This window comes from Bombilactobacillus sp. ESL1094 (genome assembly GCF_058107425.1).
Genome location: NZ_JBYLUM010000001.1, coordinates 1,485,594 through 1,511,298 on the forward strand (window position 1 = coordinate 1,485,594; position 25,705 = coordinate 1,511,298).

Annotated in this window: 22 protein-coding genes; 17 read left to right on the top strand and 5 right to left on the bottom strand. The window is 37.5% G+C overall.

The features are described from left to right. Nucleotides 1–74: 74 nt before the first annotated feature. Nucleotides 75–941 carry an RluA family pseudouridine synthase gene (locus tag AC3B5S_RS07035; RefSeq protein WP_489757746.1) on the bottom strand — a complete coding sequence of 289 codons (867 nt, stop codon included), beginning with the start codon at nucleotides 939–941 and terminating at the stop codon, nucleotides 75–77. 43 nt (nucleotides 942–984) lie between these two features. Between AC3B5S_RS07035 and AC3B5S_RS07040 the strand changes: the two genes are divergently transcribed. From AC3B5S_RS07040 to AC3B5S_RS07050, 3 genes are all read left to right on the top strand, one after another. Continuing rightward, the gene (locus tag AC3B5S_RS07040; RefSeq protein WP_489757747.1) at nucleotides 985–3,093 is read left to right on the top strand and encodes a transglycosylase domain-containing protein; all 2,109 of its coding nucleotides are present in this window, start codon (nucleotides 985–987) and stop codon (nucleotides 3,091–3,093) included. Nucleotides 3,094–3,108: 15 nt separating this feature from the next. Continuing rightward, complete coding sequence (locus AC3B5S_RS07045; RefSeq protein ID WP_489757748.1) at nucleotides 3,109–3,450, top strand: YlbF family regulator; 342 nt, start codon at nucleotides 3,109–3,111, stop codon at nucleotides 3,448–3,450. 152 nt (nucleotides 3,451–3,602) lie between these two features. Beyond that, on the top strand, nucleotides 3,603–4,559 hold the full coding sequence (locus AC3B5S_RS07050) for a 3'-5' exoribonuclease YhaM family protein (protein ID WP_489790278.1): 957 nt from the start codon (nucleotides 3,603–3,605) through the stop codon (nucleotides 4,557–4,559). Nucleotides 4,560–4,701: 142 nt separating this feature from the next. Here AC3B5S_RS07050 and AC3B5S_RS07055 read toward each other — a convergent pair whose 3' ends face one another. The 3 genes from AC3B5S_RS07055 to AC3B5S_RS07065 form a co-directional block, all read right to left on the bottom strand. Further along, nucleotides 4,702–5,625: a peptidylprolyl isomerase gene (locus AC3B5S_RS07055; RefSeq protein WP_489757750.1), complete on the bottom strand. Its 924-nt coding sequence runs from the start codon at nucleotides 5,623–5,625 to the stop codon at nucleotides 4,702–4,704. A gap of 110 nt (nucleotides 5,626–5,735) precedes the next feature. Continuing rightward, nucleotides 5,736–6,008 (bottom strand): hypothetical protein, encoded by a 273-nt coding sequence (locus AC3B5S_RS07060; protein ID WP_489757751.1) that lies wholly within the window; start codon nucleotides 6,006–6,008, stop codon nucleotides 5,736–5,738. Continuing rightward, the gene (locus tag AC3B5S_RS07065) at nucleotides 6,005–6,451 is read right to left on the bottom strand and encodes an HIT family protein (RefSeq protein WP_489769671.1); all 447 of its coding nucleotides are present in this window, start codon (nucleotides 6,449–6,451) and stop codon (nucleotides 6,005–6,007) included. The genes AC3B5S_RS07060 and AC3B5S_RS07065 overlap by 4 nt, the downstream gene beginning before the upstream one ends. 91 nt (nucleotides 6,452–6,542) lie before the next feature. On the opposite strand from AC3B5S_RS07065, the gene AC3B5S_RS07070 reads away from it, so the two are divergent. From AC3B5S_RS07070 to trmB, 3 genes are read left to right on the top strand one after another with little or no spacing between them, the layout of a single operon-like run. Next, nucleotides 6,543–7,271 (top strand): ABC transporter ATP-binding protein, encoded by a 729-nt coding sequence (locus AC3B5S_RS07070; protein ID WP_489757753.1) that lies wholly within the window; start codon nucleotides 6,543–6,545, stop codon nucleotides 7,269–7,271. 6 nt (nucleotides 7,272–7,277) lie between these two features. Beyond that, entirely contained in the window at nucleotides 7,278–8,486 is a 1,209-nt protein-coding gene (locus AC3B5S_RS07075) for an ABC transporter permease (RefSeq protein WP_489790279.1), read from the top strand. Nucleotides 8,487–8,499: 13 nt separating this feature from the next. Further along, nucleotides 8,500–9,150, top strand: coding sequence for a tRNA (guanosine(46)-N7)-methyltransferase TrmB (gene trmB, locus AC3B5S_RS07080; protein ID WP_489775259.1), 651 nt, complete (start codon nucleotides 8,500–8,502; stop codon nucleotides 9,148–9,150). A 141-nt stretch (nucleotides 9,151–9,291) separates the two neighbouring features. Here trmB and AC3B5S_RS07085 read toward each other — a convergent pair whose 3' ends face one another. After that, nucleotides 9,292–9,606, bottom strand: a complete 315-nt coding sequence (locus AC3B5S_RS07085) for a hypothetical protein (protein WP_489757756.1) — start codon at nucleotides 9,604–9,606, stop codon at nucleotides 9,292–9,294. Between the two features lie 119 nt (nucleotides 9,607–9,725). Between AC3B5S_RS07085 and AC3B5S_RS07090 the strand changes: the two genes are divergently transcribed. The 11 genes from AC3B5S_RS07090 to AC3B5S_RS07140 all read left to right on the top strand — a co-directional run bounded on the left by AC3B5S_RS07090 (nucleotide 9,726) and on the right by AC3B5S_RS07140 (nucleotide 25,404). Beyond that, entirely contained in the window at nucleotides 9,726–10,049 is a 324-nt protein-coding gene (locus AC3B5S_RS07090) for a thioredoxin family protein (protein ID WP_489757757.1), read from the top strand. An 18-nt stretch (nucleotides 10,050–10,067) separates the two neighbouring features. After that, nucleotides 10,068–10,718 (top strand): YtpR family tRNA-binding protein, encoded by a 651-nt coding sequence (gene ytpR / locus AC3B5S_RS07095; RefSeq protein WP_489790280.1) that lies wholly within the window; start codon nucleotides 10,068–10,070, stop codon nucleotides 10,716–10,718. 26 nt (nucleotides 10,719–10,744) lie between these two features. Beyond that, on the top strand, nucleotides 10,745–12,064 hold the full coding sequence (murC, locus tag AC3B5S_RS07100; protein WP_489790281.1) for a UDP-N-acetylmuramate--L-alanine ligase: 1,320 nt from the start codon (nucleotides 10,745–10,747) through the stop codon (nucleotides 12,062–12,064). A 184-nt stretch (nucleotides 12,065–12,248) separates the two neighbouring features. Beyond that, entirely contained in the window at nucleotides 12,249–14,909 is a 2,661-nt protein-coding gene (gene polA, locus AC3B5S_RS07105) for a DNA polymerase I (protein WP_489790282.1), read from the top strand. A gap of 4 nt (nucleotides 14,910–14,913) precedes the next feature. Next, nucleotides 14,914–15,741 (top strand): DNA-formamidopyrimidine glycosylase, encoded by an 828-nt coding sequence (mutM, locus tag AC3B5S_RS07110; protein WP_489775260.1) that lies wholly within the window; start codon nucleotides 14,914–14,916, stop codon nucleotides 15,739–15,741. Further along, a complete protein-coding gene (gene coaE, locus AC3B5S_RS07115; RefSeq protein WP_489757762.1) occupies nucleotides 15,714–16,337 on the top strand; it encodes a dephospho-CoA kinase in 624 nt (207 codons plus the stop codon). Before mutM ends, coaE begins: the two co-directional genes overlap by 28 nt. A gap of 3 nt (nucleotides 16,338–16,340) precedes the next feature. Beyond that, nucleotides 16,341–16,844 (top strand): transcriptional regulator NrdR, encoded by a 504-nt coding sequence (gene nrdR, locus AC3B5S_RS07120; RefSeq protein WP_489757763.1) that lies wholly within the window; start codon nucleotides 16,341–16,343, stop codon nucleotides 16,842–16,844. Next, nucleotides 16,825–18,120 (top strand): DnaD domain protein, encoded by a 1,296-nt coding sequence (locus AC3B5S_RS07125; protein ID WP_489757764.1) that lies wholly within the window; start codon nucleotides 16,825–16,827, stop codon nucleotides 18,118–18,120. The genes nrdR and AC3B5S_RS07125 overlap by 20 nt, the downstream gene beginning before the upstream one ends. A gap of 9 nt (nucleotides 18,121–18,129) precedes the next feature. Beyond that, complete coding sequence (dnaI, locus tag AC3B5S_RS07130; RefSeq protein WP_489790283.1) at nucleotides 18,130–19,041, top strand: primosomal protein DnaI; 912 nt, start codon at nucleotides 18,130–18,132, stop codon at nucleotides 19,039–19,041. A gap of 263 nt (nucleotides 19,042–19,304) precedes the next feature. After that, nucleotides 19,305–21,251, top strand: a complete 1,947-nt coding sequence (gene thrS / locus AC3B5S_RS07135) for a threonine--tRNA ligase (RefSeq protein WP_489757766.1) — start codon at nucleotides 19,305–19,307, stop codon at nucleotides 21,249–21,251. 568 nt (nucleotides 21,252–21,819) lie between these two features. Next, nucleotides 21,820–25,404 carry a BspA family leucine-rich repeat surface protein gene (locus AC3B5S_RS07140; protein ID WP_489790284.1) on the top strand — a complete coding sequence of 1,195 codons (3,585 nt, stop codon included), beginning with the start codon at nucleotides 21,820–21,822 and terminating at the stop codon, nucleotides 25,402–25,404. Nucleotides 25,405–25,705: the final 301 nt, after the last annotated feature.

The following is a 25,705-nucleotide window of genomic DNA, read 5'->3' on the forward strand; positions in this document are numbered from 1 at the left end:
AATTCTTTTTTAAAATTTATTGCAGTTGGTAGTTGATTGCTCTATGACTTTGGTCCTAACCGCATTTTATCTAATTAACTAGTTAAGTCTAAAAAATCTGGCGGAATTTTGGTGGTAACTGTCTGTGTTTGCCAATCAAAGGGTTTTTGGTATTGTAATTGGTAAGCATGTAAATACATTCTGGAAGCTTTCAGTGGACTGTACAAGGGATCACCTAGAATTCCCACTCCTACAGCTTGTAAGTGAACGCGAATTTGATGGGTTCGCCCCGTTGTTAATTGTAGTTGCACTAAAGCCCAGTTTTTATTATGTTGTAAGATTTGATAATGTGTGCTAGCAAATTGGCCTTTGGGATCAATGCGTCGTTTGCGAGGATCTAAAGGATCACGGCCAATGGGAGCAGTAATAGTTTGAGTTGAGGGTAAAGTGGAACGATAAGGAATCACGGCCACATAAGTGCGTTGGAGTTGTTTCAAGGCTAATTGACGCTCAATAATAGGGACGATTAAAGGATCCTGCCCAACCATGATTAACCCACTAGTCAACATATCTAGCCGGTGTAACATAAGTGGTGGGCTTGGCAAAATAGCGGCTAAATGGTTAAATAAAGTATGAGTTTCTAAGGGTTGATTGGGATGTGTTTTAATACCGGCAGGTTTATCAACAATAACTAAATCTGAATTTTGAAAAATAATTGGACAATTGGTTGTCAATTGGGCTGAATAATGTTGCGGCGTGAGGTTGGTATTAAAGGCCAAATCAATTTGTTCGCCATTATGAACTAATTGATTGAAATAACGATAATGATGATTCACAAAAATTGAACGCTGTGTTCGTAGTTCGTGCTGCCACTTACGTGGTAAATACCAATTGTTTAACAATTGACGAATAGTGAAAACTTGCGGTGCATGTTGTAGAATTAAATGACGTTCTAATATCAATGAGTTACTCCATTTTTTGAAAAAATTAGGTTTGAGGGATACGATGAAACACAGTGAAAAATTTGACTGGTCTGCCGGAATCAAGTATTTATTGGCACAAATTGGTCACGGACTCCATTATATAACGAAACGATTCCACTTGTTACGGTGGTTATTGTTAATTACGATGACCATTTTTTTGGTTTTTAGTGCAATTTTAACTTTTAAGGCGAAAACTGCTAACGTGAGTCATTTAAAAGCTTCTTTACAAACGACAACCACTATTATGGACGTCGACAATCATAAAGCTGGTTCGTTGTATTCACAAAAAGGAACGTATGTTGGTTTGCGGCATATTTCAAAAAATATGCAAAATGCGGTAATTGCTACTGAAGACCGCACTTTTTGGACCAATCATGGTTTTAGTCTGAAAGGTTATGCTCGTTCGGCGATTGGCTTATTACTTCACCATCAAATTGTGGGTGGTGGTAGTACTTTGACACAACAATTAGCGAAAAATGCTTTATTAACGCAAAAACAAACTTTAACTCGGAAAGCAGAAGAATTTTTCTTAGCCGTTGAAATAAATCGTGTTTATAGTAAACAAGACATCCTTTCCATGTATTTAAACAATGCTTATTTTGGTAATGGGGTGTGGGGAGTCGAAGATGCTTCCAAAAAATATTTTGCTGAATCGGCCAGTGAATTATCGCCAGCACAAGCAGCCACTTTAGCGGCTATGTTACGTAATCCCAGTTTTTATGATCCGTATCGCCATCCAGATAATTCTAAAGCTCGCCGCAATTTAATTTTAAATTTAATGGTGACTAACAAGACTTTGTCGAAGCAACAAGCCCAGATTAATCAACAAACGGCCTTAAGTTTAGATGATGGTTATCATAAACAAAGTGGTTATCGCTATCCTTCTTATTTTGATGCGGTCATTTCTGAAGCAGAAAGTCGTTATCACTTAAGTGAAAATCAGATTTTAAATAAGGGTTATACGATTTATACTAGCTTAGATCAAACCGTGCAACAAAAGATGCAAGCTAGTTTTGATAATGATTATCTCTTCCCGCAAAGCGCTAGTGATAATACTTTATCACAAGGTGCCTCTATTGCATTAAACCCGCAAACAGGTGGTGTTAGTGCAGTTGTTGGGGGACGTGGTCCGCATGTCTTTCGTGAACTTAATCGAGCTACACAAATGAAACGGCAGCCGGGTTCAACAATTAAACCATTAGCGGTTTATACCCCCGCCATTGAAAGTGGTTATAAGATTGATTCACCATTGCCTAATCAAGTGACGAGTTTCGGTAAAAATCACTATACGCCGACGAACGCTGATGGTTCTTATACTACTGAATTACCATTATATCAAGCACTCAGTAACAGTGAAAACGTGCCAGCAGTAGCTTTGCTGGATAAAATTGGTGTGAAAAAAGGCGTCGCTTCAGTGGAAAATTTTGGGATTAAAGTGGCTAAAAGTGATCAAAATTTAGCCTTAGCCTTAGGCGGACTACAGACCGGAGTGACACCTTATCAGATAGCGCGGGCTTATACAGCCTTTGCGAATAATGGTAAGTTAGCTAGTACGCATTTTATTACGAAAATTGTGGATGCTACGGGAGCCGTGGTTGGCCAAGATGAGCAAACCGCGTCTAAACCGATTATGAGTAAAAAGACTGCGCAAACAATGACTAGTTTGCTGCTGAATGTCTATGATCAAGGAACCGGCGCCGTCGCTAAACCAGCAGGTTATCAATTAGCGGGCAAAACTGGTTCCACAGAAGTACCACAAGATTATGGTAATGGTACGAAGGATCAATGGATGGTGGGTTATACACCGGATATTGTTGTGGCTACTTGGGTCGGATTTGACCGAACTGATCGTCAACACTTTTTACAAGAGGGTAGTGAGCAAGGAATTGGGCCCTTGTTTAAGAATGAAATGACGAATATTTTGCCGACTACTAAAAATACTAGTTTTGAAGTCAAAGATGCTGCTCAAATGGTGCAGCAGCAAAAACATCACGCAACTGGTAATTGGACCCAAGGATTTGGTGATAATTTGAAGCACAAAGTCCAAGATACGATAAATAATTTTAATAATGCCAAACAAAGTGTCAGTCAATGGTATAATCAGATAAAAGGTCGCTGGGGCCAAGAATAATAAGGAGAATTTAGTATGGTTAATGTGTATGATACTGCTAATCAATTAGAAAAAGATTTGCGTCAATCAGAAGAAGTTTTAGGATTACAGGCTGCTTTTAATCAAATGAAAGCTGATCCGATGGCTTACCAAATGTTTCAACAAATGCAAACAATGCAGGATAAATTACAGCAAAAGCAAGTTAATAACCAAGAAATTACGGATGATGAAATTAAACAACTGCAAACTCTGTCTGGTCAATTAGCTAAATTTGATTCTGTACAAAAATTGATGGACCAAGAACGTAAAATTAATGCGATGATGGAAGAATTAAATAAAATCATCTCTAAACCGATTGCTGATATTTATAATAGTTAATCCTAAAAAACGATACCTTGGTGGGTATCGTTTTTTTGTTATCTTGAGTTTATAGACGATTGCATTTAATGGTGACGTTTATTAAACTAAGCTTAATCAAAAAGCTTGGGTGTTCTTTGCTGTATTTTAGATTAGAAAGAGGATGAAACATAGTGACTGATAAATTAGCTGCTTTACGCACTGGCGATATAATAGATGCACCGGTTTTAATTGAACAAATGCACGTGCGTACTGCCAAGAATGGTAAACAATTTTTAGATTTAGTATTTGCGGATACTTCTGGTAAGATTTCAGGTAAATATTGGCAAGCTAGCGCAGAAGATGCCCAGAATTTTGTAGCGGGACAAATTGTCCAGTTAAAGGGGCAGTGTGAAACTTATCGTAATATATTACAAATCAAAATCGAAAGTTTGAAGTTGACACCACCTGATAGCTATTCCGTTGCGCAATTTATGCAGCATGCACCATTAACCAAACAAGAGTTACAAGATCAAATTAATGAATTAATTTTAGAAATTACCCAACCCCATTGGAATCGCATTGTCCGGTACTTAATTAATCAGCACCAAGATAGTTTTTTTGAATATCCTGCAGCTAAAAGTAATCATCATGATTATGCAGGTGGTTTGGCTTTTCATACTGTTAGTATCGCGCGATTGGCTAACAATGTTTGTCAGCAATATCCGCAAGTTAATCGTTCATTGTTAATTGCGGGAACCATTTTACATGATTTGGGTAAAACTCGAGAATTAAGCGGTGCTGTTAATACCCAATACACGCTTGAAGGTAATTTGTTAGGACATCTAGTGATTATGGATGCGGAAATTGTGGCGGCTTGTCAGCAATTAAAATTGGATACCGAAGCAGAGGATATTGTCTTATTAAGACATATGGTCATTGCGCATCATGGCTTGCTAGAATATGGTTCAGCTAAGCGTCCCCAAATATTAGAGGCGGAAATTTTACATGCGCTGGACGAATTGGATGCGACGATTACGATGGTTACCAAGGCTGAACGTAAAATTCACCCCGGAGAATTTAGTGAACGGATTTTTGGCTTGGATAATCGGCGCTTCTATCGTCCGCTTGAGCATACCACTAAGGATTAAAAAGGGCATTGAATTGAGACTTTGCCCCCCAATGTTTTTTGAAGAAGCTGGTAAGCTATAATTAAATGATTTTATCGTACAAAAAAACGCATCGCAGTTTGTTCACTGAAATGCGTTTTTTTGTAATTAATATTTAGAACTCTTATTTAGAACCACTAGTGGATTTAGCATTATCTTTCTTGTTATTGTTAGATAAGAATCCAGACAAGACGTTCTTTAAGTCGTTATCTTTGATAGAAATATCAGAACGCTTCAAGACTTTCGTGATCACTTTTTGCATAGTTGCTGAATCATTCATCCGAGAAGCATAAATTTGATTCTTCAAAGTTTGTTCATGTTGCTTCATAGTACCTTTAGCTGGACGCTTAACCATCTTAATGACATGGTAACCGTAAGATGATTTGACAGGTTCTTTAGTATATTGACCTTGCTTTAATTTTAAAGCAGCTTTCTTAAAGTTAGCATCTAAAGAAGTGTCATTGTTATTGAAGGCTGGTAATTTACCACCTTTATTCTTAGTACCAGTATCTGTGGAGTACTTCTTAGCTAATTTATCAAAGCTTTGACCAGCATCTAATTTAGAGATTACTTCTTTGGCTGTTGCATCATCTTTAACCAAGATATGTTGTACTGTAACTTTTGGTGTATATTTTGCCCATTGTTTCTTTAATTGCGCATTAGAAATGTTGGTTTCCTTGCGAATGGCCACTTTGGTTAACAGTTGGGTCCGAATGGTATCTTTGAAATCACTCGCATCCATACCATTTTGTTGTAACAATGTATTGAATTGAGAACCATATTTATTCTTATATTGGTTAAATTCTTTGTTAACTTCTTTATCGCTAACTTGTTTACCATATTGTGACTTCAAAGCCTGAGCAATCACCATTTGTTGCAATTGCTGTTGTCCAGCTTGAGATTTTTTCATTTTTTGGTAAAGCTGTTCTTGAGTGATTTTACCACCCTTCATAGTTACCACAGCCTTATTGCCGGAACAACCAGCAACTAAGGTAACGGAGAATAAGGCAACTAAAGTCAAGATCCATTTACTAAACTTTTTTGACATAATCTACTTACACATCCAATCTTATTTTATCTTGAATTAAGATAACAAATACAAAGATAACACATTTATTATCTTTTTCCTACAAGTTAAATTATAAATTCATTAAAAAATCACAATTTAGTCGGAAAATCTTGCTGTAACTGTTTCAATTGTTGTTGTAATTGTTGCAAATCGGCAACAATGGGTTCTTTGCCCTGCATTAAAGTGGTTTGTAAATCTTTGAGGATCGGTAATGATTCGTCAGTTAATTGTTGCTTCAATTTTTTGAGTTCCAAATTTAAATTCTTCCAAGCAGCGATGCGCGGACGTTGTTGTTGCATAATTCTGTTGGCTCCAGCGAATAAACCAATGCCTGTTAATAAACCGAGGTTAAAACTTTTCATGCTTCATCTCCAAAATTCGTTTGAATAGTTGTGGCGATCTGATCTAACTTAGCAGCATCATACTGATCAGTATTGTCTGCCCATTTCATAGAAAAGCCGTCTTCTTCATTATAACGCGGAATTAGATGAATGTGGGAGTGAAAGACTGATTGATAAGCAATCTTGCCGTTGTTAATACAAATATTCATGCCCTGAATTTTCGGATCAAGTTGTTTAATCGCGCGGGCAATTTTGGGAATTCGGCTAAAGACCAAACTGGCCTGTTGGCTATCATAATCAAAAATATCTTTAATATGTTGCTTGGGAACAACTAAAACATGGCCTGGGGTGACTTGTGATAAGTCTAAGAAAGCTTTAACGACATCATCTTCATAAACGGTGTGACTGGGAATATCCCCAGCAATAATTTTGCAAAAAACACAATTTGGATCTAGGTTGGTCATGATTTATTCCTCCTTAAGAATAAAAAATTATATCGGGTTAATTTCATGCTATCATAAATACAAAGCAATAACAGAGGGTAGGTAAAATTTTATGGCTTTAGTAGTAGAGCATTTAACTGGGGGCTATGGACGTATCCCGGTGATCAAAGATGAAAGTTTTACAGTGCGATCTGGAGAGACGGTAGGGTTAATCGGTTTAAATGGTGCCGGCAAATCAACAACAATTAAACATGTCATTGGTTTGTTAAAGCCACAAAAAGGGACGATTAGTTTAAATGACACTCAATTAGACCAAGACATTACCGCTTACCGCAGCCAAATTGCGTATGTCCCAGAATTACCAGTCTTATATCCTGAGTTAACTCTGAAAGAACATTTGGAGTTAACGATGATGGCTTATGATCTAAATCATGAAGCTGCTTGGCAAGATGCAAACCAATTACTCAAAACTTTTCGTTTAGCTGATAAGTTAGATTGGTTTCCGATCAATTTTTCTAAGGGAATGAAGCAAAAAGTGATGATTGTTTGTGCTTTCATGACTCAAGCGAAGCTATTTATTATTGATGAGCCCTTTACAGGCTTAGATCCGTTAGCTGTGAACGATTTATTGAAGTTGGTACAAGCCAAAAAACAAGCGGGTGCGGGAATTTTAATGTCCACACATATTTTGGCGAATGCTGAACAAAGTGCCGATCGTTTCCTTTTGTTAAATCATGGTCAAGTCAAAGCTCAGGGCACCTTGGCTGAAATTAAAGCCCAATTTGGGGCGCAGGATGATAATTTAAGTGACTTGTATTTACGTTTGGCTGAGGAGGGCTAAGTTAGCATGAAATCTCTATGGCAACAACGCCTGACACAGCATTTAAAAGAACAAGCCAAGTTTTTAAAATTGGTCTTTAATGAATATTTTATTATTGCCATTATCTTTATGATTGGCGCTTTTGGCTATTGGTATTCACAAGCTTTGACTCATTTGACGTTAAATTCGTGGTGGGTCAAACCCTTAGGTATTATTATCTTAACGGTTTGCGGATTATTTTTTAAAGTGGCGACGTTAATGCAATCCGCGGATACAACTTTTTTATTACCTAAAGAAGTGGCTTTGCGCGAATATTTGGTCAAGGCCCGTAATTATAGTTGGTGGTTACCGTGCTTGACTTTAATTTTGGTCAATTTTTTCTTAACGCCTTTTTGGGCTAAGGGCGCAGGTTTTAAGCCAACCACTGTGGTATTGATTGCATTGGCCACTTTAATTTTGGAAGTTGGCGTGATTAACAATCGCTTAGCTAGTAATTATGTGGAACAACCTGCTAAACTGTGGTGGGAAAGTTGCATTAGTTTTGTGGTGGTTTTGATTGTGGCCTTGTATTGGCTGCCGTTAGTCGGTGTTCTTTTAGCTTTAATCGTAACGGCGCTCAGTTTTTATCAATTACATCAACTCTTAAATCAATGGCCATTGCAGTGGACTTATTTAGTGCAGCAAGAACAGCAACGTAGTTACCAGCTGAAAAGATTTTATAATTTGTTTACCGACGTGCCAGGAATGAAGGGCAAATCACGACGTTATCGTTGGTTAGATGGCCTTTATCGTCCTATTAAATTGCAACAGGCGCAGAGTGGTCTCTATCTTTTTAGTCGCGGCTTTGTACGTAATACTGACTATAGTGGCTTATTTTTACGTTTAACCATTGTTGATTTGGTATTAATTGCCTGTTTGAAGAATGTCTGGCTGATTAGCATCATGAGTTCATTGTTTTTATATTTAGTCGAATTTCAATTGGTGCCACTATATAAAAGTTATGATACTAATGTTTTGTTTCAAATTTATCCGTTGAGCACACACCAAAAGCAGCATAATTTTCAAACATTACTCAGTGTAATTTTAATGAGCCAATGGTTGTTAGGATTAGTAGTTTTAGTTATTGTCTATCATCTGCAACAAGTAACGCTCATTGCTGGTTTAGTCGGATTAATTATGGTAATATTTTTGCTTAAAGTTTATTTACCACACCAATTAAAAAATTTGGAAAGATAGGAATTATGTAGTTATGCGTTTACGAAACAAACCTTGGGTGCAAGGCTTGATTGCCGAACATCCTGAATGGATTTTAAATGAACCTGAGCCCCAAAGTATTCAAGGACAGTGGCAACAGCGGTTTACAAAGAACCAGCCGATTGAATTAGAATTAGGTTCAGGCAAAGGCCAATTTATTATTGCAAAGGCACAACAAAATCCAGAGCGAAATTTTATTGCAATGGAATTACAACCAGTTGCTGCAGCGATGATTCTGAAGAAACAGTTGCAGGCACAATTGCCTAATTTACAAATTTTAGTAGCTAATGGGCGGCAGTTGCCAGAATTATTCGCTACTGGAGAAATTAGTAAATTATATTTAAACTTTTCGGATCCGTGGCCCAAGACACGCCATGAAAAACGTCGGTTAACGGCACCCAATTTTTTGAAATTGTACCAATCGGTTTTACCGGCACACGGTGTTATAGAATTTAAAACGGATAATCAAGGTTTATTTGAATACTCCTTAGGCAGTTTTAATCATTATGGAATGCAATTTGATAAAATTAGCTTAAATCTCCATCAGAGTCCGTGGGCTGAACATAATATTATGACAGAATATGAAGCTAAATTTTCGCAAAAAGGCCAGCCCATTTATTATTTAGTTGCACATTTTCCTAATTAACGGTCAGTTTTTAGTCAAAGTCAATTAATTGCAAGTTGATAGGAAGAGTTGGTAGTTTTTGTGTACTGGTAGTTATAAAATTCAGATTATGTAATAAAAAAACACCAATCCGGAAATTTTCCAGTGGTGTTTTTTTAATAGTTAAACGCGTTGAATGTCTAATAGTTGTCCTGTTAAAGCTGATGCAATAAAATGATATTGTGCTTCTTCATCATCTTGCACAGCAGTAACGCCACCAACTAAAGCCCAGGTATCAGAGCCTTCAACATTAACTTTTTGGAACATTGGTTCAACCCAAGTAGTAATAATGTTGGTATCAGAACCTAAATTATTTTTAATTCGCTCAATTACTTGTTTACTATCAATTTGATGTATTAAGTATAAAGCACCAGCTCCGACAACAGCTGCTGTTGTTGAAGCAACGAGGGTTGATTTAACTAATCCCTTTAAACTCATAGATCTAACCTCCTCAGTTTATATATCTATTTTATCATTATATTATAAATAACGTTGGTAATTGACAACTTTTTTTTAGTTTGTAATATAGTTTATAGGTCAGAAAGGAATTGAAGACAATGAAAAAGCTAGAAGATCAAGCAACAACAAATATTGAACAATTAACGAAAGATGGTAAATTTATTTTATTTTTTGAAGCCGATTGGTGCCCCGATTGCAAATTTATTGAACCCGAGATGCCAGCAATTGAACAAGATTATCCAGAATATGAATTTATCCAAGTTGATCGAGATCAATTCTTAGACTTAGCCAAAGACTTAGGAATTATGGGTATTCCTAGCTTTGTTGCTTTTTCTAATGGCCAAGAAATTGGACGTTTAGTTAACAAGGAGCGCAAAACTAAGGCGCAAGTAGAGAGTTTTATGGATTCTTTAAATAAATAAAATTTAATTGGGAAAGATATGGTGAAACGATTGCAGATTAGTGTTTACAATCCAGCAGTTTTTGGTGACGTAGTTTTGATAATTTTAGGAGCCAACACTGCGGAGCAAAGTACAGTACAGAAGGGTAACATTGTACAAATTTTAAATGATCAAAATGAAGTAATTGGCTATAACTTCTTTGATGTGTTGGCCAAGTTGAATTTAAGTACACAAGCAGCGGGCCAGTTTCATTTGACTGCACCACAAATTCAAGTGTTAAATCAACAGTTACAAGCCGCAGGTTTTGCTGAGCAATTGGAAGTAGATACGACTGAGTATTTTGTGGCAGGTTTGGTCAAAGAAATGACCCCTCATCCTGATTCTGATCATTTGCATGTGTGCCAAATTGAATTAGATCAAGGTCAAGTTGAGCAGATTGTTTGTGGTGCACCCAACATTGCCGTTAATCAAAAAGTTGCAGTAGCCAAAGTGGGAGCCATGATGCCCGTGGGCCAGATTATTTATCCAGGTGTTCTTCGAGGTGTCAAAAGTAATGGAATGGTTTGTTCACCTCGTGAACTAGCCTTAGCTAATGCCCCACAAAAACGTGGCATTTTAGTTTTAGACGACCAAGTACCTACGGGTTCAGCGTTAGACTTTGACCAATTGAACCAAATTTTTGTGAAATAAGTAAATTTTACAGCAGAGGTAAACAAATGGAACAACCAATTTATCATTTTATCGGTATTAAAGGAACCGGTATGAGTGCCTTGGCGTTAATCTTGCATGATTTAGGATATGAAGTTGAAGGTTCTGATATTAGTAAACAAACTTTTACGCAAACTGGTTTGCAACAAGCAGGCATTCAGATTACCGACTTTGCAGCAACTAATATTCATCCCGGTTTGACGATTATTTTAGGGAATGCCTTTGGTGATGACAATCCGGAAGTCGCGCAAGCCCAAAAATTAGATTTACCAATCTTTACTTATCCACAAATGGTGGGCAAATTGGTGAATGAATATACGTCGATTGGGGTAGCTGGTGCTCATGGTAAAACTAGTACAACGGGCCTATTAGCTCATGTTTTACAAGGAATAGCTCCTACTAGTTATTTAATTGGTGATGGTACAGGTAAAGGTGACCGGCAAAGCCAATTTTTCGTCTTTGAAGCTGACGAATATCGGCGCCACTTTTTGGATTATGCACCGGATTATTTGATTATGACGAATATTGATTTTGATCACCCAGATTATTTTGCCGACATTGATGATGTCTTTTCAGCATTTCAACAAGAAGCTAATCAAGTCAAAAAGGCAATTTTTGCTTGGGGTGACGATCCTTTATTACAGAAAATTCAAGCACCCAAAGGTACACAGTTATTTTATTATGGTTTGAATGATCGCGATGATTTTCAGGCAATTAAGATCCAAAAAACGACGCATGGTTCCAGCTTTGAAGTACTGTATCATGGGCAAAATTTGGGGCAATTTCAAATTCCATTATTTGGTCAACATAATATTTTAAATGCGTTGGCGGTAATTGGTGTCAGCTATTTAGAAAAGATTGCGCCGACAGAGATTCAACGAGAGTTACAAAGCTTTCACGGTGTCAAGCGGCGCTATAGTGAAAAGAAAGTGGCAGATATGGTGGTAATTGATGATTACGCTCATCACCCTTCCGAAATCAAAGCCACGATTGATGCAGCGCGCCAGCAGTATCCAGATAAACAAATTTTGGTTGTATTTCAACCACATACCTATAGTCGCTTGCTGGCATTGCTGCCTGGATTTGTGCAAAGTTTAGATTTAGCAGATCAAGTCTTTTTAACGGAAATTTTTGGTTCGATTCGGGAAAATCAAGGCCAAATTTCTAGTGCAGATTTAGGAGCACAATTGCAGCATGGTGGGCAAGTAATTACCCAAGATCAGATGCAACCTTTATTAGACTACCATGATGCTGTGGTCATCTTTATGGGTGCAGGTGACATTCAAAAGTATGAAGTTAGTTATGAGCAACAATTAGCGCAACGCTAAAATTTGAAAATGAAGATTGAAACGAGCATTGAGACAGTTCAAGTTAATGGATTAAAACTGTTGATTAGCTTTCGCTTCAATCTTTTTTTATTATTTTGAAAAAGAAATCTTCAAGTTCTTTTGTATTTTCAAATCTATTTAACGAATAGTTTGTTAAAATTAAAGTATTAGAAGATGAGGTACGATGATGAAACCAACAAAATTAGTTTTAGTAGACGGTAATAGCATTGCTTTTCGAGCTTTTTTTGCGATGCATAATGTCCTAGATAAATTTGTCACGCCAGATGGATTGCATACTAATGCCATTTATGCGTTTAATAATATGTTAGATTTGATTCTTACTAAAAGTCAGCCGGATGAAATGTTGGTTGCGTTTGATGCAGGAAAAACGACTTTTCGCACCAAAATGTATTCGGAATATAAGGGAAATCGTCCCAGTACGCCACCGGAGTTTCGCGAACAATTGCCTTTTATTAAGCAGTTGTTAGTGGCCCGGGGCATTAAAACTTATGAGTTAGCTAATTATGAAGCTGATGATATTATTGGTACTGTAGCCAAACAAGCGCAATCTTTGGGCTATGAGGTGCTAGTCGTGACCGGCGATCATGATTTGACACAACTAGTGACGGAGCAAATTACAGTTGCGGTAACTATTAAGGGTGTTTCCGATTTAGAATTTTATACACCTGAGCATTTTCAAGAAAAATTAGGAATTACTCCTACACAATTAATTGATTTAAAAGGTTTGATGGGCGATACTTCAGACCATTATCCTGGGGTTAATAAAGTTGGTGAAAAAACTGGACTGAAATTATTAAAGCAATATGGTTCGATGGAAAACTTATACGCTAACTTAGATACTATGAAGACCAGTAAGCTCAAGGAACATTTACAAGAAGATCGTGAAATGGCTTTTTTATCTAAAAAGTTAGCAACGATTGATTGTCAAGCACCAGTGACGATCTCTGTTGATCAATTAAGTTATGACGGTGATCAAACGGAAATGTTAATTGAATTTTATCGTAAATTGAATTTTCAATCATTTTTGAACAAAATGGATGTTCCACTAAATCCCATTGCCCAAGAAGCTAAAAAACAAGCTGCTTATCAAGAATTTACGTCTGCAACATTAGCTAGTTTTATGCAGGATCACCAACCAGCTAGCATTATTATTGAAATGTTAGATGATAATTATCATGAAGCACCAGTCATCGGCATTGCATTGGGCAATCAAGATACAATTTTAGTAACTGATCAAATAGCAGTTTTACAAAATTCTCTATTGAAAGACTGGCTCCAAGATCCGCAACAGGAAAAATATGTTTTTGATTATAAAAGAGACTTAGTAGCATTAAATCGTTATCAAATTAAGTTGGCTGGTGTTAGTTTTGATGGGTTACTAGCGTCTTATTTGATTGATGTGAATGACAACGCTAATGATTTAGGTGAAATTGCTCAATCTTATGGTTATAATGATTTATTACCTGATGTTGAGGTATATGGCAAAGGTGCCAAGCGCGCTGTTCCAGAAGCTAAGAAATTATGCGATCATTTAGCCAATAAAGTAGCGGCTTTGAATTATCTCCAAACACAATTGCCGCAGCAATTACAACAGCATGATCAAGACCAATTGTTTGATGAAATCGAATTACCTCTAGCCCGAGTTCTAGGGAAGATGGAAATTGCGGGAATTAAAGTTGACGCGACCACCTTACAGCAGATGAAAGTGCAATTAGATGAGCGGTTAACAAATTTAGAAGCAGCTATTTATGATAAAGCTGGTCAAAAATTTAACATTAATTCTTCGCAACAATTAAGCAAAATTTTATTTGAAGAGATGGGCTTAAAGCCCATCAAAAAGACTAAAACGGGCTATTCCACTTCTGTAGATGTTTTGGAAAAATTAAAAGATCAAGCACCAATTATTGCGGATATTTTGGAATATCGCCAGGTCGCCAAAATTCAATCAACGTATGTGCTTGGTTTATTAAGTGCGATTGCCCCTGATGGCCGGGTTCATACTCGTTATTTACAAACACTGACGCAAACGGGACGGCTTTCGTCAATTGATCCCAATTTACAAAATATTCCTGCGCGTGATGAAGGACGTGCTATTCGTAAAGCGTTTGTACCTAAAGAGTCATCTTGGCAATTATTTTCCAGTGACTATTCCCAAATTGAATTACGGGTTTTGGCTCATTTATCAGGTGATGAGCATATGCAACAAGCCTTTCAAGCTGATTATGACATTCATGCGCACACGGCCATGAAAATTTTTAATTTGGATAGTATTGATGATGTGACTGCGAATATGCGCCGGAAGGCCAAAGCAACTAATTTTGGGATTGTTTACGGGATTAGTGATTATGGCTTAGCCAAAAATATTGGCATTTCCCGCCGTGAAGCGGCGGAGTTCATTCAAGCCTATTTTGAACAGTATCCCAAAGTGAAACAATACATGGATCAAATGGTGCAAAAAGCCCGCGAAGATGGTTATGTCGAAACAATTATGCACCGCCGGCGCTATCTGCCAGATATTCATGCAAAGAATTTTCACTTACGATCTTTTGCGGAACGGACAGCCATGAATACCCCGATTCAAGGTAGCGCTGCTGATATTATTAAGATTGCCATGATTAATATGCAACGGCAGTTGCAACAACAACATTTACAGGCACGAATGTTACTACAAGTGCATGATGAATTGATTTTTGAAGCTCCTAGTACGGAAATTCCCATTTTGCAAGAATTGGTGCCACACGTGATGGATACCGCTGTGAAGTTGGATGTACCTTTGAAAGTAGAATCAGCAGCTGGTCAAACATGGTTTGACGCGAAAGGATAAAATAATGCCAGAATTACCAGAAGTAGAAACAGTCCGTCGAGGCTTAAATCAATTAGTTAAAGGACAAAAGATTGTTAATATTGAGGTGCTGTATCCGAAAATTATCGTCAATCCCTTACCAGAATTTAAGAAAGATTTGATTGGAGCGACGATTACCGATGTGGGGCGCCGTGCTAAGTATTTACTATTTCATTTTGATAATGATTTGACAATGATTAGTCATTTACGAATGGAAGGTAAATATCAAGTTCGGGATCAAAAAAGTGATTTTGATAAGCATGTGCATATTATTTTTGAGCTAGCCAATGGCCAGTATTTAGGTTATCGTGATGTTCGCAAATTTGGGCGCATGGAAGTTGTGCCCCGAACTGATGAGTTAACCACTAAAGGAATTGCTAAACTAGGTCCGGAACCCTTAACGCCGCAGTATACCTATGATTCATTGGTTAGCGGTTTACAGCGTAAAAAGAAAAATATTAAAGCTGTGTTACTGGATCAGCAAGTAGTTTCAGGCTTAGGTAATATTTATGTCGATGAAGTTTTATGGATGGCTAAAATTCATCCCGAGCAACCAGCCAATCAATTAACTGACGAACAATTACAGGCATTATATCCGGCCATTGCGGATGAAATTCAAACCGCCATTGCCGCTGGCGGAACCACGATTCGCAGTTATGTTGATGCCACCGGTCAAAAGGGCCAATTTCAATTACAATTAAAAGTCTATGATCAAGAAGGCCAACCCTGCCAACGTTGTGGCACGGTAATTGAAAAAATTCGCGTGGCGGGCCGAGGGACACATTATTGCCCGCATTGTCAACGGTTGAACTAATGGGGCGTGCGATTGGAATTACCGGTGGTATCGCGAGTGGCAAAACAAGTGTCCGTCAATTACTTAATCAAGCGGGCTTTTTAGTGATTGATGCTGACCACATTGCTCACCAAATCTTGGATACCAAAACGCCAGCTTTTAAAAAAGTGGTCCAACAGTTTGGAACTCAGGTTTTAACTGCCGATGGGCAGTTGAATCGCTCTGCTTTGGGGCAAATCGTCTTTGCCGATGCGAAACAATTGGATTGCTTAAATCAAATTGTGCAACCAGCAATTCGTCAAGAATTGGTGCGACAAATTCAACAAGCACAAGCAACTTCGCAAACTGTTTTTTTTGAAATTCCACTTTTATTCGAACAACATTATGAGCAAATTGTGGATCAAGTTTTAGTGGTTTATGTAACCCAGCAAGTTCAATTACAACGTTTACAAGAAAGAAATCATTTAACAGTTCAACAAGCATGTAGTAGAATAAAAAGCCAATTACCACTTCAACAAAAATGTCAATTAGCCGATTTTGTTCTTGATAATACTGGTGATTGGCAGCACTTACAGCAACAAGTTGACCAGTTTTTACAACAAGTAATTAAGGAGTAAATTATGATTTGTCCTCAGTGTCAAAAAAATTCTTCTCGGGTTATTGATAGTCGCCCGAGTGACGAAGGCCGGGTGATTCGTCGGCGCCGTGAATGTGAAAATTGTGGATATCGGTTTACAACTTTTGAGCGGATTGAGCATACTCCCGTTTTGGTCATCAAAAAGAATGGTAATCGTGAAGAATTTAGTCGTGAAAAAATTTTACGGGGCATTGTGCGTGCCGCTGAAAAAAGACCAGTGACTTTAGAGGCGATGAATCAATTAGTTAGTAAAGTCGAAGCTAAGATCCAAGCAACGGGTGAAAGTGAAATCAATTCGCGCCAAATTGGTGAATTTGTGATGCAAGAATTAGCCGGTGTCGATGATATTGCTTATATCCGCTTTGCCAGCGTTTATCGTCAGTTTAAGGATATTAACGGTTTGATGCAGGAAGTACAAGAAATGATGTTAGCTCAAAAAAATCAGGCAGAAAGCGAGACAACTGACGATGACGCAAGCGATGATTGATCCACTGTGGGGCTATTGGGTAATTGGTAGTAGTACGCTCACACAATTGGATTATCAGGTTTTAATTGACTTATATCAACCCATTATTGGGAGTGATGCTTTGAGCTTGTATCAGTTATTGTGGCAGCATCAAGTCCCCTTAGTTTCCCAGCGCAAAGCGCATTCTCAACTTTTAAATTTATTGGATCTTGATAGCCAGCATTTTTATCAAGCGCGGATTAAATTAGAAGCCGTCGCTTTACTGCAGACTTTTCAAAGTAAAGATAGTTGGGGTGATTATTTAATCTATCAATTGCAAAGGCCACTAGCAGGTGCTAATTTTTTTCAAGATAGTATTTTAACCACTTATTTACAAGAAAAAATTGGTCAACCCGATTTTCAACAGTTATTTAAAAAGTATCATCCTCAACTCCGCAATTTAGACCAAGCCAAAGAAATTACGAAAAGTTTTTTGGAAGTATTTCACCTGTCTCACAAAGTAGTAGATGCCAAAGTTGAGTCTGATGCTCAACTTTCTACTGTTAATCAGCCCAATTATCGACCGACGGAATTAGCGACTTTTGATTGGGATTTCTTAAAGATTACTGTGCGTTCATACCACGTTGCGCCCCAGCAAATTGATCAAAATCAGTCAGAGTTATTTAATTTGCATACTTTCTATGGCTTATCCGAAGTTGAATTAGCGCAGGCAATTGGGCAAACGCTAAATGTGCAAACTGATCAAATTGACTTGCGTCGTTTAAAGTCCTTGATTCAAAAGCAATATGAACAACGGGTTAATTTGAAGACTGCAGCTTTGCCTAGCGCAGCTAAAAGGCCACCGGTGACTAATTTATCCACTAGTCAAAAAAAATTAATCAAGGCCGCGCAGAACCAAGCGCCGGCAGAGTTTTTAGCTAATAAAAAGCACCAAAAAAATGGTTTTGTGGGTAGTTCTGAAACTAGTATTTTGCGGAAATTACAGGCACGCATGGTTTTACCAGCAGAAGTAGTGAACATTTTGGTAAATTATGTTTTGGATAATTCGCCTACTTTAACGCAAGGTTTTGTAGAAAAAATTGCTAATGATTGGGTGCAGCACGGAATTAAGACCGCACCACAGGCAATTAAATATTTACAGGACTTTCCGCAAAAGCAAACCAAGAAAAAACGTTCAACCACAAATAAAAAAGAGTCCGGAACTGATTGGTCCAAAACCCCAAGTCAACAGGTTAATTCCGAACAATTAGCGCAGATGCAACGGCAATTGCGACAGTTACAAGATCATTCTGAGTGAGGTTAGATAATGGAAAAGTTATCGCAATCATTAGCCAAAATCATTAAAGGCCACCAATGGCAAAATCATTATCAAGATTTATTAAGAAATGCGTTAAGCGATGAGGATGTGCAACACTTTTTAACGGCACACAAAGACCAAATCACCCAGCCGATTTTACAACAAGGCTTGGATGCTATTTATGAATTTGTGCAAGCTAAAAGCCATATGCAAGAATTTGCTGCGGGTTATCAGCCGCGGCTGATTTTTAAGAATCAAATGATTCAAGTTACCTATGCTCCTGATGCGCAATTGGTAGCACAAAAAAAGCAGCAACGCTTTGAACGAAACTTTATGACCATTGATATGGCAAGTGATATCCGGCAAGCGGATTTAACTGACTTTGGCACGGGTGCTAGTGGGCGGCAAACGGCGTTGATGGCCGCTTTGAAATTTGTCTTGAATTATTCCAAAAATGAATTTACACCAGGCTTGTATTTATCAGGAGATTTTGGTGTTGGTAAAACTTATTTATTGGGAGCGATTGCCAAAGAGTTGGTTAATCAACAGGTGGCAGTTTTATTAATGCATTTTCCAACTTTCGCGGTGCAAATGAAGAATGCCATTTCTGATAATTCTGTCTTAACGCGGATTGACGAAATCAAAGCGGTACCGATTTTGATGTTGGATGATATTGGCGCTGACTCATTGAGTTCGTGGGTGCGAGATGAAGTTTTAGGAGTCATCTTACAATACCGGATGCAAGAGAAATTACCGACCTTTTTCTCCTCTAATTTTGCCATGAATGATTTACAAAAGCACTTGGCAGTCAACCAACGTGGTGATCAAGAACCGGTGAAAGCAGCACGGATTATGGAGCGCATTCGCTTTTTAGCACGAGAGGTGGTTTTATCAGGACCCAACCGGCGCTTTCAGAAATAATTATGGATTGTAACTTGCAAAATTGAAAAGCGCGTGGTTTAATATGGACATAGTCATAAAGCTTGGACTGCAGGGAGAGTTAGCCAGAGACTGAAAGCAACTCATTAAAAGCTGAACCATTACATTGATGTTAATAAGTACGTGGTTGGTCGCATTAAAGACTGTGAGATAAAGTTTGGTTACTTTAATGTGGGTGGAACCGCGTCAATGACGTCCCTTAGACAATTTGTCTAAGGGACTTTTTTATTTGTAGGAGGATAAAAATGTCCCAAATTTCTTTAGAATTTCCTGATGGCTCAAAACGTGATTTTGAACAAGCAATCACACCATTAGAGGTTGCTGGTTCTATTAGTAACAGTTTGAAAAAGCAAGCCGTAGCGGCCAAAATTAACGGTACTTTAGTGGATATTAAACGTCCAATTACACAATCTGCTAAGATTGAAATTGTGACCAATAAAGATGCAGCAGCTGCTGAAGTGGCGCGCAATACCGCCATCTTCTTGTTAGAAGCAGCGCTCAAGCAAAAGTATCCGGATTTACATTTAGGTGAACAAGCAGTGAATGATGACGGCTTTTTTGTGGATACTGATAAAGCTGGCAGTCAAGTCAGTGCTGATGAATTGAGTGCTTTACAGGAACAGATGGCACATTTCATTAAAGCTAATCAACCAATTGAACGCCAATTAATGGATAAGAGTGCTTTGGTGGAGCAATTCCAAGCTGATCCTTACCAAACAGAGATTTTAAAATCCATTGATAGTGTGCAGATTCCAGTCTTTAAAATGGGCGACTTTGTGAGCTTTGGTGAGACCGCACTTTTCCCGAAAGCGAGTGATTTAAAACATTATCAATTATTATCCGTTGCCGGAGCTTATTGGCAAGGGAAATCCAGTAATCCGATGTTGCAACGAATTTACGGTACAGCGTTCTTAAATGATGAAGATTTGCAAGCTGACTTAAAACGGCGGGCCGAAATTAAAGAACGTGATCACCGGACGATTGGTCGCGATTTAGATTTATTCTTCGTTGATCCTAAGGTTGGTGCCGGCTTAGCTTATTGGATGCCAAAAGGTGCGACCATTCGGCGGACCATTGAACGTTATATCATTGATAAAGAAATTGCTGCGGGTTATGAACATGTTTATACGCCTGTGTTAATGAATTTAGATACGTATAAGACTTCTGGTCACTGGGATCATTATCGCGAAGACATGTTTCCACCAATGGATATGGGCGATGGCGAAATGTTGGAATTGCGGCCAATGAATTGCCCTTCACATATTCAAATTTATAAGCATCATATCCGTTCGTATCGGGAATTGCCGATTCGGATTGCTGAATTAGGCATGATGCACCGTTATGAAAAATCAGGTGCTTTATCTGGTTTACAACGGGTGCGGGAAATGACCTTAAATGATGGTCATACCTTTGTTGCTTTAGATCAAATTCAAGATGAATTTAAAAAAGTTTTGCAATTAATGATGGATGTTTATCAAGATTTCAACATTGAAAATTATACTTTCCGTTTGAGTTATCGTGATCCGGCCAATACGGAAAAATATTTTGATGATGATGAAATGTGGGATCGTTCGCAAGGCATGCTTAAAGCAGCCATGGATGATTTGGGCTTGGATTATTATGAAGCTGAAGGTGAGGCAGCCTTTTATGGTCCAAAGTTAGATGTGCAAACTAAGACGGCTTTGGGTAATGAAGAAACCCTCTCGACGATTCAATTAGACTTTATGCAACCTGAAAAATTCAATTTGAGTTATGTAGGTGAAGATGGTCAAGAACACCGACCAGTGATGATTCACCGGGGCGTGATTTCTACCATGGAACGCTTCATTGCTTATCTGATTGAAATGTATAAAGGTGCCTTTCCAACTTGGTTGTCACCAATTCAAGTGGAAATTATCCCTGTTAATAATAAATATCATTTAGATTATGCCAAAGACTTACAGACGAAGATGCGCCAACAAGGTTTGCGAGTTAATGTTGATGCCCGTAACGAAAAGATGAATTACAAGATTCGTGAAGCGCAAACGCAAAAGGTTCCTTATACGGTGGTTGTTGGTGATCAAGAAGTCCAAAATGCCAAAGTTTCTGTGCGGAAGTACGGTGAACAAGACAGCGTTGAAGAAGATATTAATATGTTTGTGGATAGCGTGATTGCTGATGTTAAGAACTATTCACGGACAGGTAATGAATAATAATCTGGTAAAAGATTTATTTTGCCTCAGACTAAAGGTTTAGGCACAAATCCATTACTTGTATCATAAAGATTGAGGTTATAGAAGATTGAGACTGGGCCAAAAGGTTTAGCAGTTGAGCACAAACTGTTGACTTTTGGAACGCAATAATTAATGTTCGCAGCGTTTTAGAAAACGTAGGAGCATTAATCTTGTTGCCCCAGTCTCTTTTTGTGTGCCAAAAAGTTTAAGTAACAAAGCAGAGTTAACTTGTACAAAATTATCATAATACAATAATTGTTGATCTTAATCAAAGATTTAGATTAGTAAAGAAAAAATATTTTTAATTTATTTGAACGTGGAATTTGACTAGATAGAATTAATCTAATCATTAGTCAATTGGTGTATTATAATAACTTTAAAAACGTATCAATAGTTAATTTTTAACTAATATAAAGTCAAAAAAAGAAATTGAAGAAGAGATTACAAAGTTAGGACTTAATATGCTTGTGTGAGGTCAATGAGTAATTTTTAATTAGCAAATAAGTGCTTGGTTAAATTACAGATGATTAAAACGGAGGACTTTTCGATGAATAATAAATATTCTAAAATCGTGACCTTATTTGTCTTATTATTTGGATTTTTATTGCTTCAAAGTTCCAATTTGCAAGCTAAGACTTTGAAGCCACACACTGACTTTAGTCAAACAATACATACAGCTAATGATCTCTTGACCAGTCCACAGAACTTCAGTTCACTAACGTCGAGCAGTGCTAGGCAAAGTCGCGATCTCTTAAAAACTAAGCCAGCAATTAGTAACTTTACAGCTTTAACAGCGCCGGTCAGTGGAGTAGCAGGTACTTGTCCGTGGACCCTTGATGTTGATGGTACACTAACGGTGGGCGCGGGTACGTTAGATACTTACGGTTATTATAGAGACGTTAATACTAATTTTACTTACGAAGGTGAAAGTTGGTTGGAGCATAACAGTAATATCAAAAAAGTAGTTCTGCAACCAGGAGTTCAACTCCCAACTAACTGTGCCTATGTTTTTGCTAATTTAATATATTGTACTGAAATTGATGGCTTAGACAAGTTGGATACGAGTCAGGTTACTAATATGGCCAGTATGTTTTATAGGTGCTCCAAGCTTAGTGAACTAGACTTGAGTAACTTTGATGTCAGTCACGTTACTGATATGAGTTATATGTTCGATTATGTGGCTACGGGCAATATATTAAATGTTAATTTAAGTGGCTGGAAGACCAGTCAATTAAAAAATACTTCTGGCATGTTTATTGGAGATGATTTGACTGATTTTAATTTTCAAAATATTGACACTTCTAACGTCACTAGTATGGATTATATGTTTAATAGCGTTACGTGTACTGGAACATTGGATCTGAGATCTTTGGATACTTCTAATGTTACTACAATGTCAAACATGTTTGGTTATTCGCAAATTAGTGCTGCTGATTTAAAAGGATTTGATACAAGTAAAGTTACTGATATGAGTTATATGTTTAGAAATTCGGAATTTCAAAAACTAGATTTGAGTAATTGGGATACCAGTCAGGTCTATAATTTGGCAGCAATGTTTGACGAATGTCAACAATTGACGAAATTAAATGTCGGTGGCAAATTTGGAACATTTAGCAGTAGTCAATCTGTAATCACCAATAGTGACCTCGATGGTTCGAGTTTGTTTTTAGGTTGTTCCAAGTTGATCAATTTAAATCTGACTACATGGCGAACAGAGAACGTGATTAGTATGAAAAGTTGGTTTAAAGATTGTTCTGATTTGCAATCTATTACATGGAATAAGAAATGGTTTAATACCAGTAACGTAACTGTTATGTCTTTCATGTTTTACGGTTGTAGCAGTTTATTAAGGTTAGATGTCAGCGGTTTTGAAACAAGTAATGTTACATCCATGCCTTCTATGTTTTATGGATGTAGCAGTTTACCAAGTTTGGATGTGAGTGATTTTGAAACAAGTAATGTTACGTCCATGTCTTCTATGTTTTATGGCTGTAGCAGTTTACCAAGTTTAGATGTGAGTGATTTTGATACTAGAAATGTTACTGATATGTCTTCTATGTTTAGTGTCTGTAGCAGTTTACCAAGTTTAGATGTGAGTGATTTTGATACAAGTAATGTTAAATCCATGTCTTCTATGTTTTATGGCTGTAGCAGTTTACCAAGTTTAGACGTAAGTAAATTTGATACTAGCAATGTTAAGGATATATCTTCTATGTTTAGTGGCTGTAGCAGTTTACCAAGCTTAGATTTAAGTAATTTTGACACCAGAAAAGTCACTGATATGTCTCACATTTTTTATGCATGTGAAAATTTAACCAATTTAGATTTAAGTAGTTTTGACACTAGTCAAGTTACTGATATGTCTGATATGTTCTATAATTGTAGAAGCTTACCAAGTTTAGATTTAAGTAATTTTGACACCAGTCAAGTTATTAGAATGTTTTATATGTTCTATAACTGTAGCAGTTTGACCCATTTAGACGTCAGCAACTTTAACACCAGTAAGGTTGTTGATATGGAAAGTATGTTCTCTGGTTGTAGCAATTTAACGAGTTTAGATTTAAGTAAATTCGATACCACTAAAGTTCAGTACAAAGAATCTATTTTATATTTTACGCAAGGTGATCATAATTTGTGGAAAATTAAAGTAAGTTCTAAGGTGCTCTTTCCTAATGCCTATCATTATAGCTCTAGTAGTAAGTACGATTGGTATAATGATTATGTAGACATGCCACAATTAGGTTTGACTTTTCAAGATGGCGCTTATCAATATAAAGTTTTAGGTCAGGCTGGGCAAAAGACCGGCGCTTGGCAAGCCGTGGGTGCAGGAACGGACCATCACCCAACTGGGACCATTTATCCGACCCGAGATTCATTGGATGATGATTTTTTACGTAATGCTAATCGTCCGAGTCAAGATCAAGATTCGGACGCCAGTAAGGGAAATCCTACGCAAACTTTAGTCTGGCAGCATCAGTTAAAGAATCAAACACCGCAAGTAAGGTTTGGGACATTGGGCACTACAAATATGGACCTAGAATATTGCCATGATTATCAAGATAAGAGTTTGCCCGCTATACAACTAAGTGGAAGCGTGATTGATAACGATAGTTCTCAAGTACAGTTGTATTATGCTATTGATCCAGTGGATATTACGCCGACTTTAGCTGAAATTGAAAATTATCAAAAATTACAGCTTACACCTTTGATTATTCAAGATCCGTCATTGGCGCAATCTTGGACAGCAAATATTATTGATCAGACTGATTTAAAGACTTTAGCCACTCCCAAGGCTGGCGGTCATCAAATTAAAATTTATGCTGTGGATAGTGGAGGACAATTCACTAATGAAAATCCGCAGGCTTCAACAGCAGCAACAGTTAATGTAGCAGAGAATAGTATTGTTCAGCTTAATTATTTGGATAATAATACGAACCAACCAATTTTTAATACCGATGAAAATGGAACCAAGCCTGCTAAGACGGTTGTCGGTGTGGTTGGCAAGCCGATAGATCCGACAGATCAAGCTAATTTTCCAACTGCAATTAAGACAAAGCATTATCGTTATACCTTAACTAACGCTTTAGAAATACCACCAGTTTTCCCAGCTATTACTACAGATCCCTTGTTACCATTAACACCTTATCAATTAGATTTGAAATATAATTCAGGTACGATGAACTTGATTGTGCCGGATACGCTAGACTTTGGCACCAAGATTGTACAAACGGCTAAGCAAGCGTACGATTTGCCATATGATGCCACACGAACAGCATTAAAAGTAACGGACACGACGGGAGCACCGAGTTGGCAACTCAGTTTAGCGATTGCAGATTTCACTAGTGATCAAACGACAACGCCATTAACAGACATTTTCCAATATTTACCTGCTGGTAGTAGTACGCCAACTGCCATTTCGCAAACGCCGGCAGTAATTGATCAGTATGACAAGCATCATACGCTTGTTGATGGTTCTGGTAAGGCGGTTACTGATATTTCAACAGGTTGGTGGGATACTAGTCATCACCAAATCGCGGGTCCAAAGCTCGATTTGCGGCAATTACAAGTTCCAGTCTATAAAGCAGATTATCATGCTACAGCAACATGGTCGTTAGTCAACTCACTACAATAAAACAAGCTGTTAGTCTTGTGAGCGCAATTGTTTTCAGATTTAATGTTTTGAAATAAGAACTAATTATATATATGTAAATAAAAGGTTTATGTAAAGTAGTGTTGATAATTAATTTTGAACTAACTAGATTGGCAATTTACCTAGTTAGTTTTTTTCTTCTAACATATGAACAGTATTTAACTATTATTTCTGGCTAGATTATTAAAATGATAGCGCTTATTATAAATGACAGGGACAACTTTGTATTGATTACTCAATGATACAAGGTTTAATCCTAGAGATAAGAGTTTTAATTTCAGTA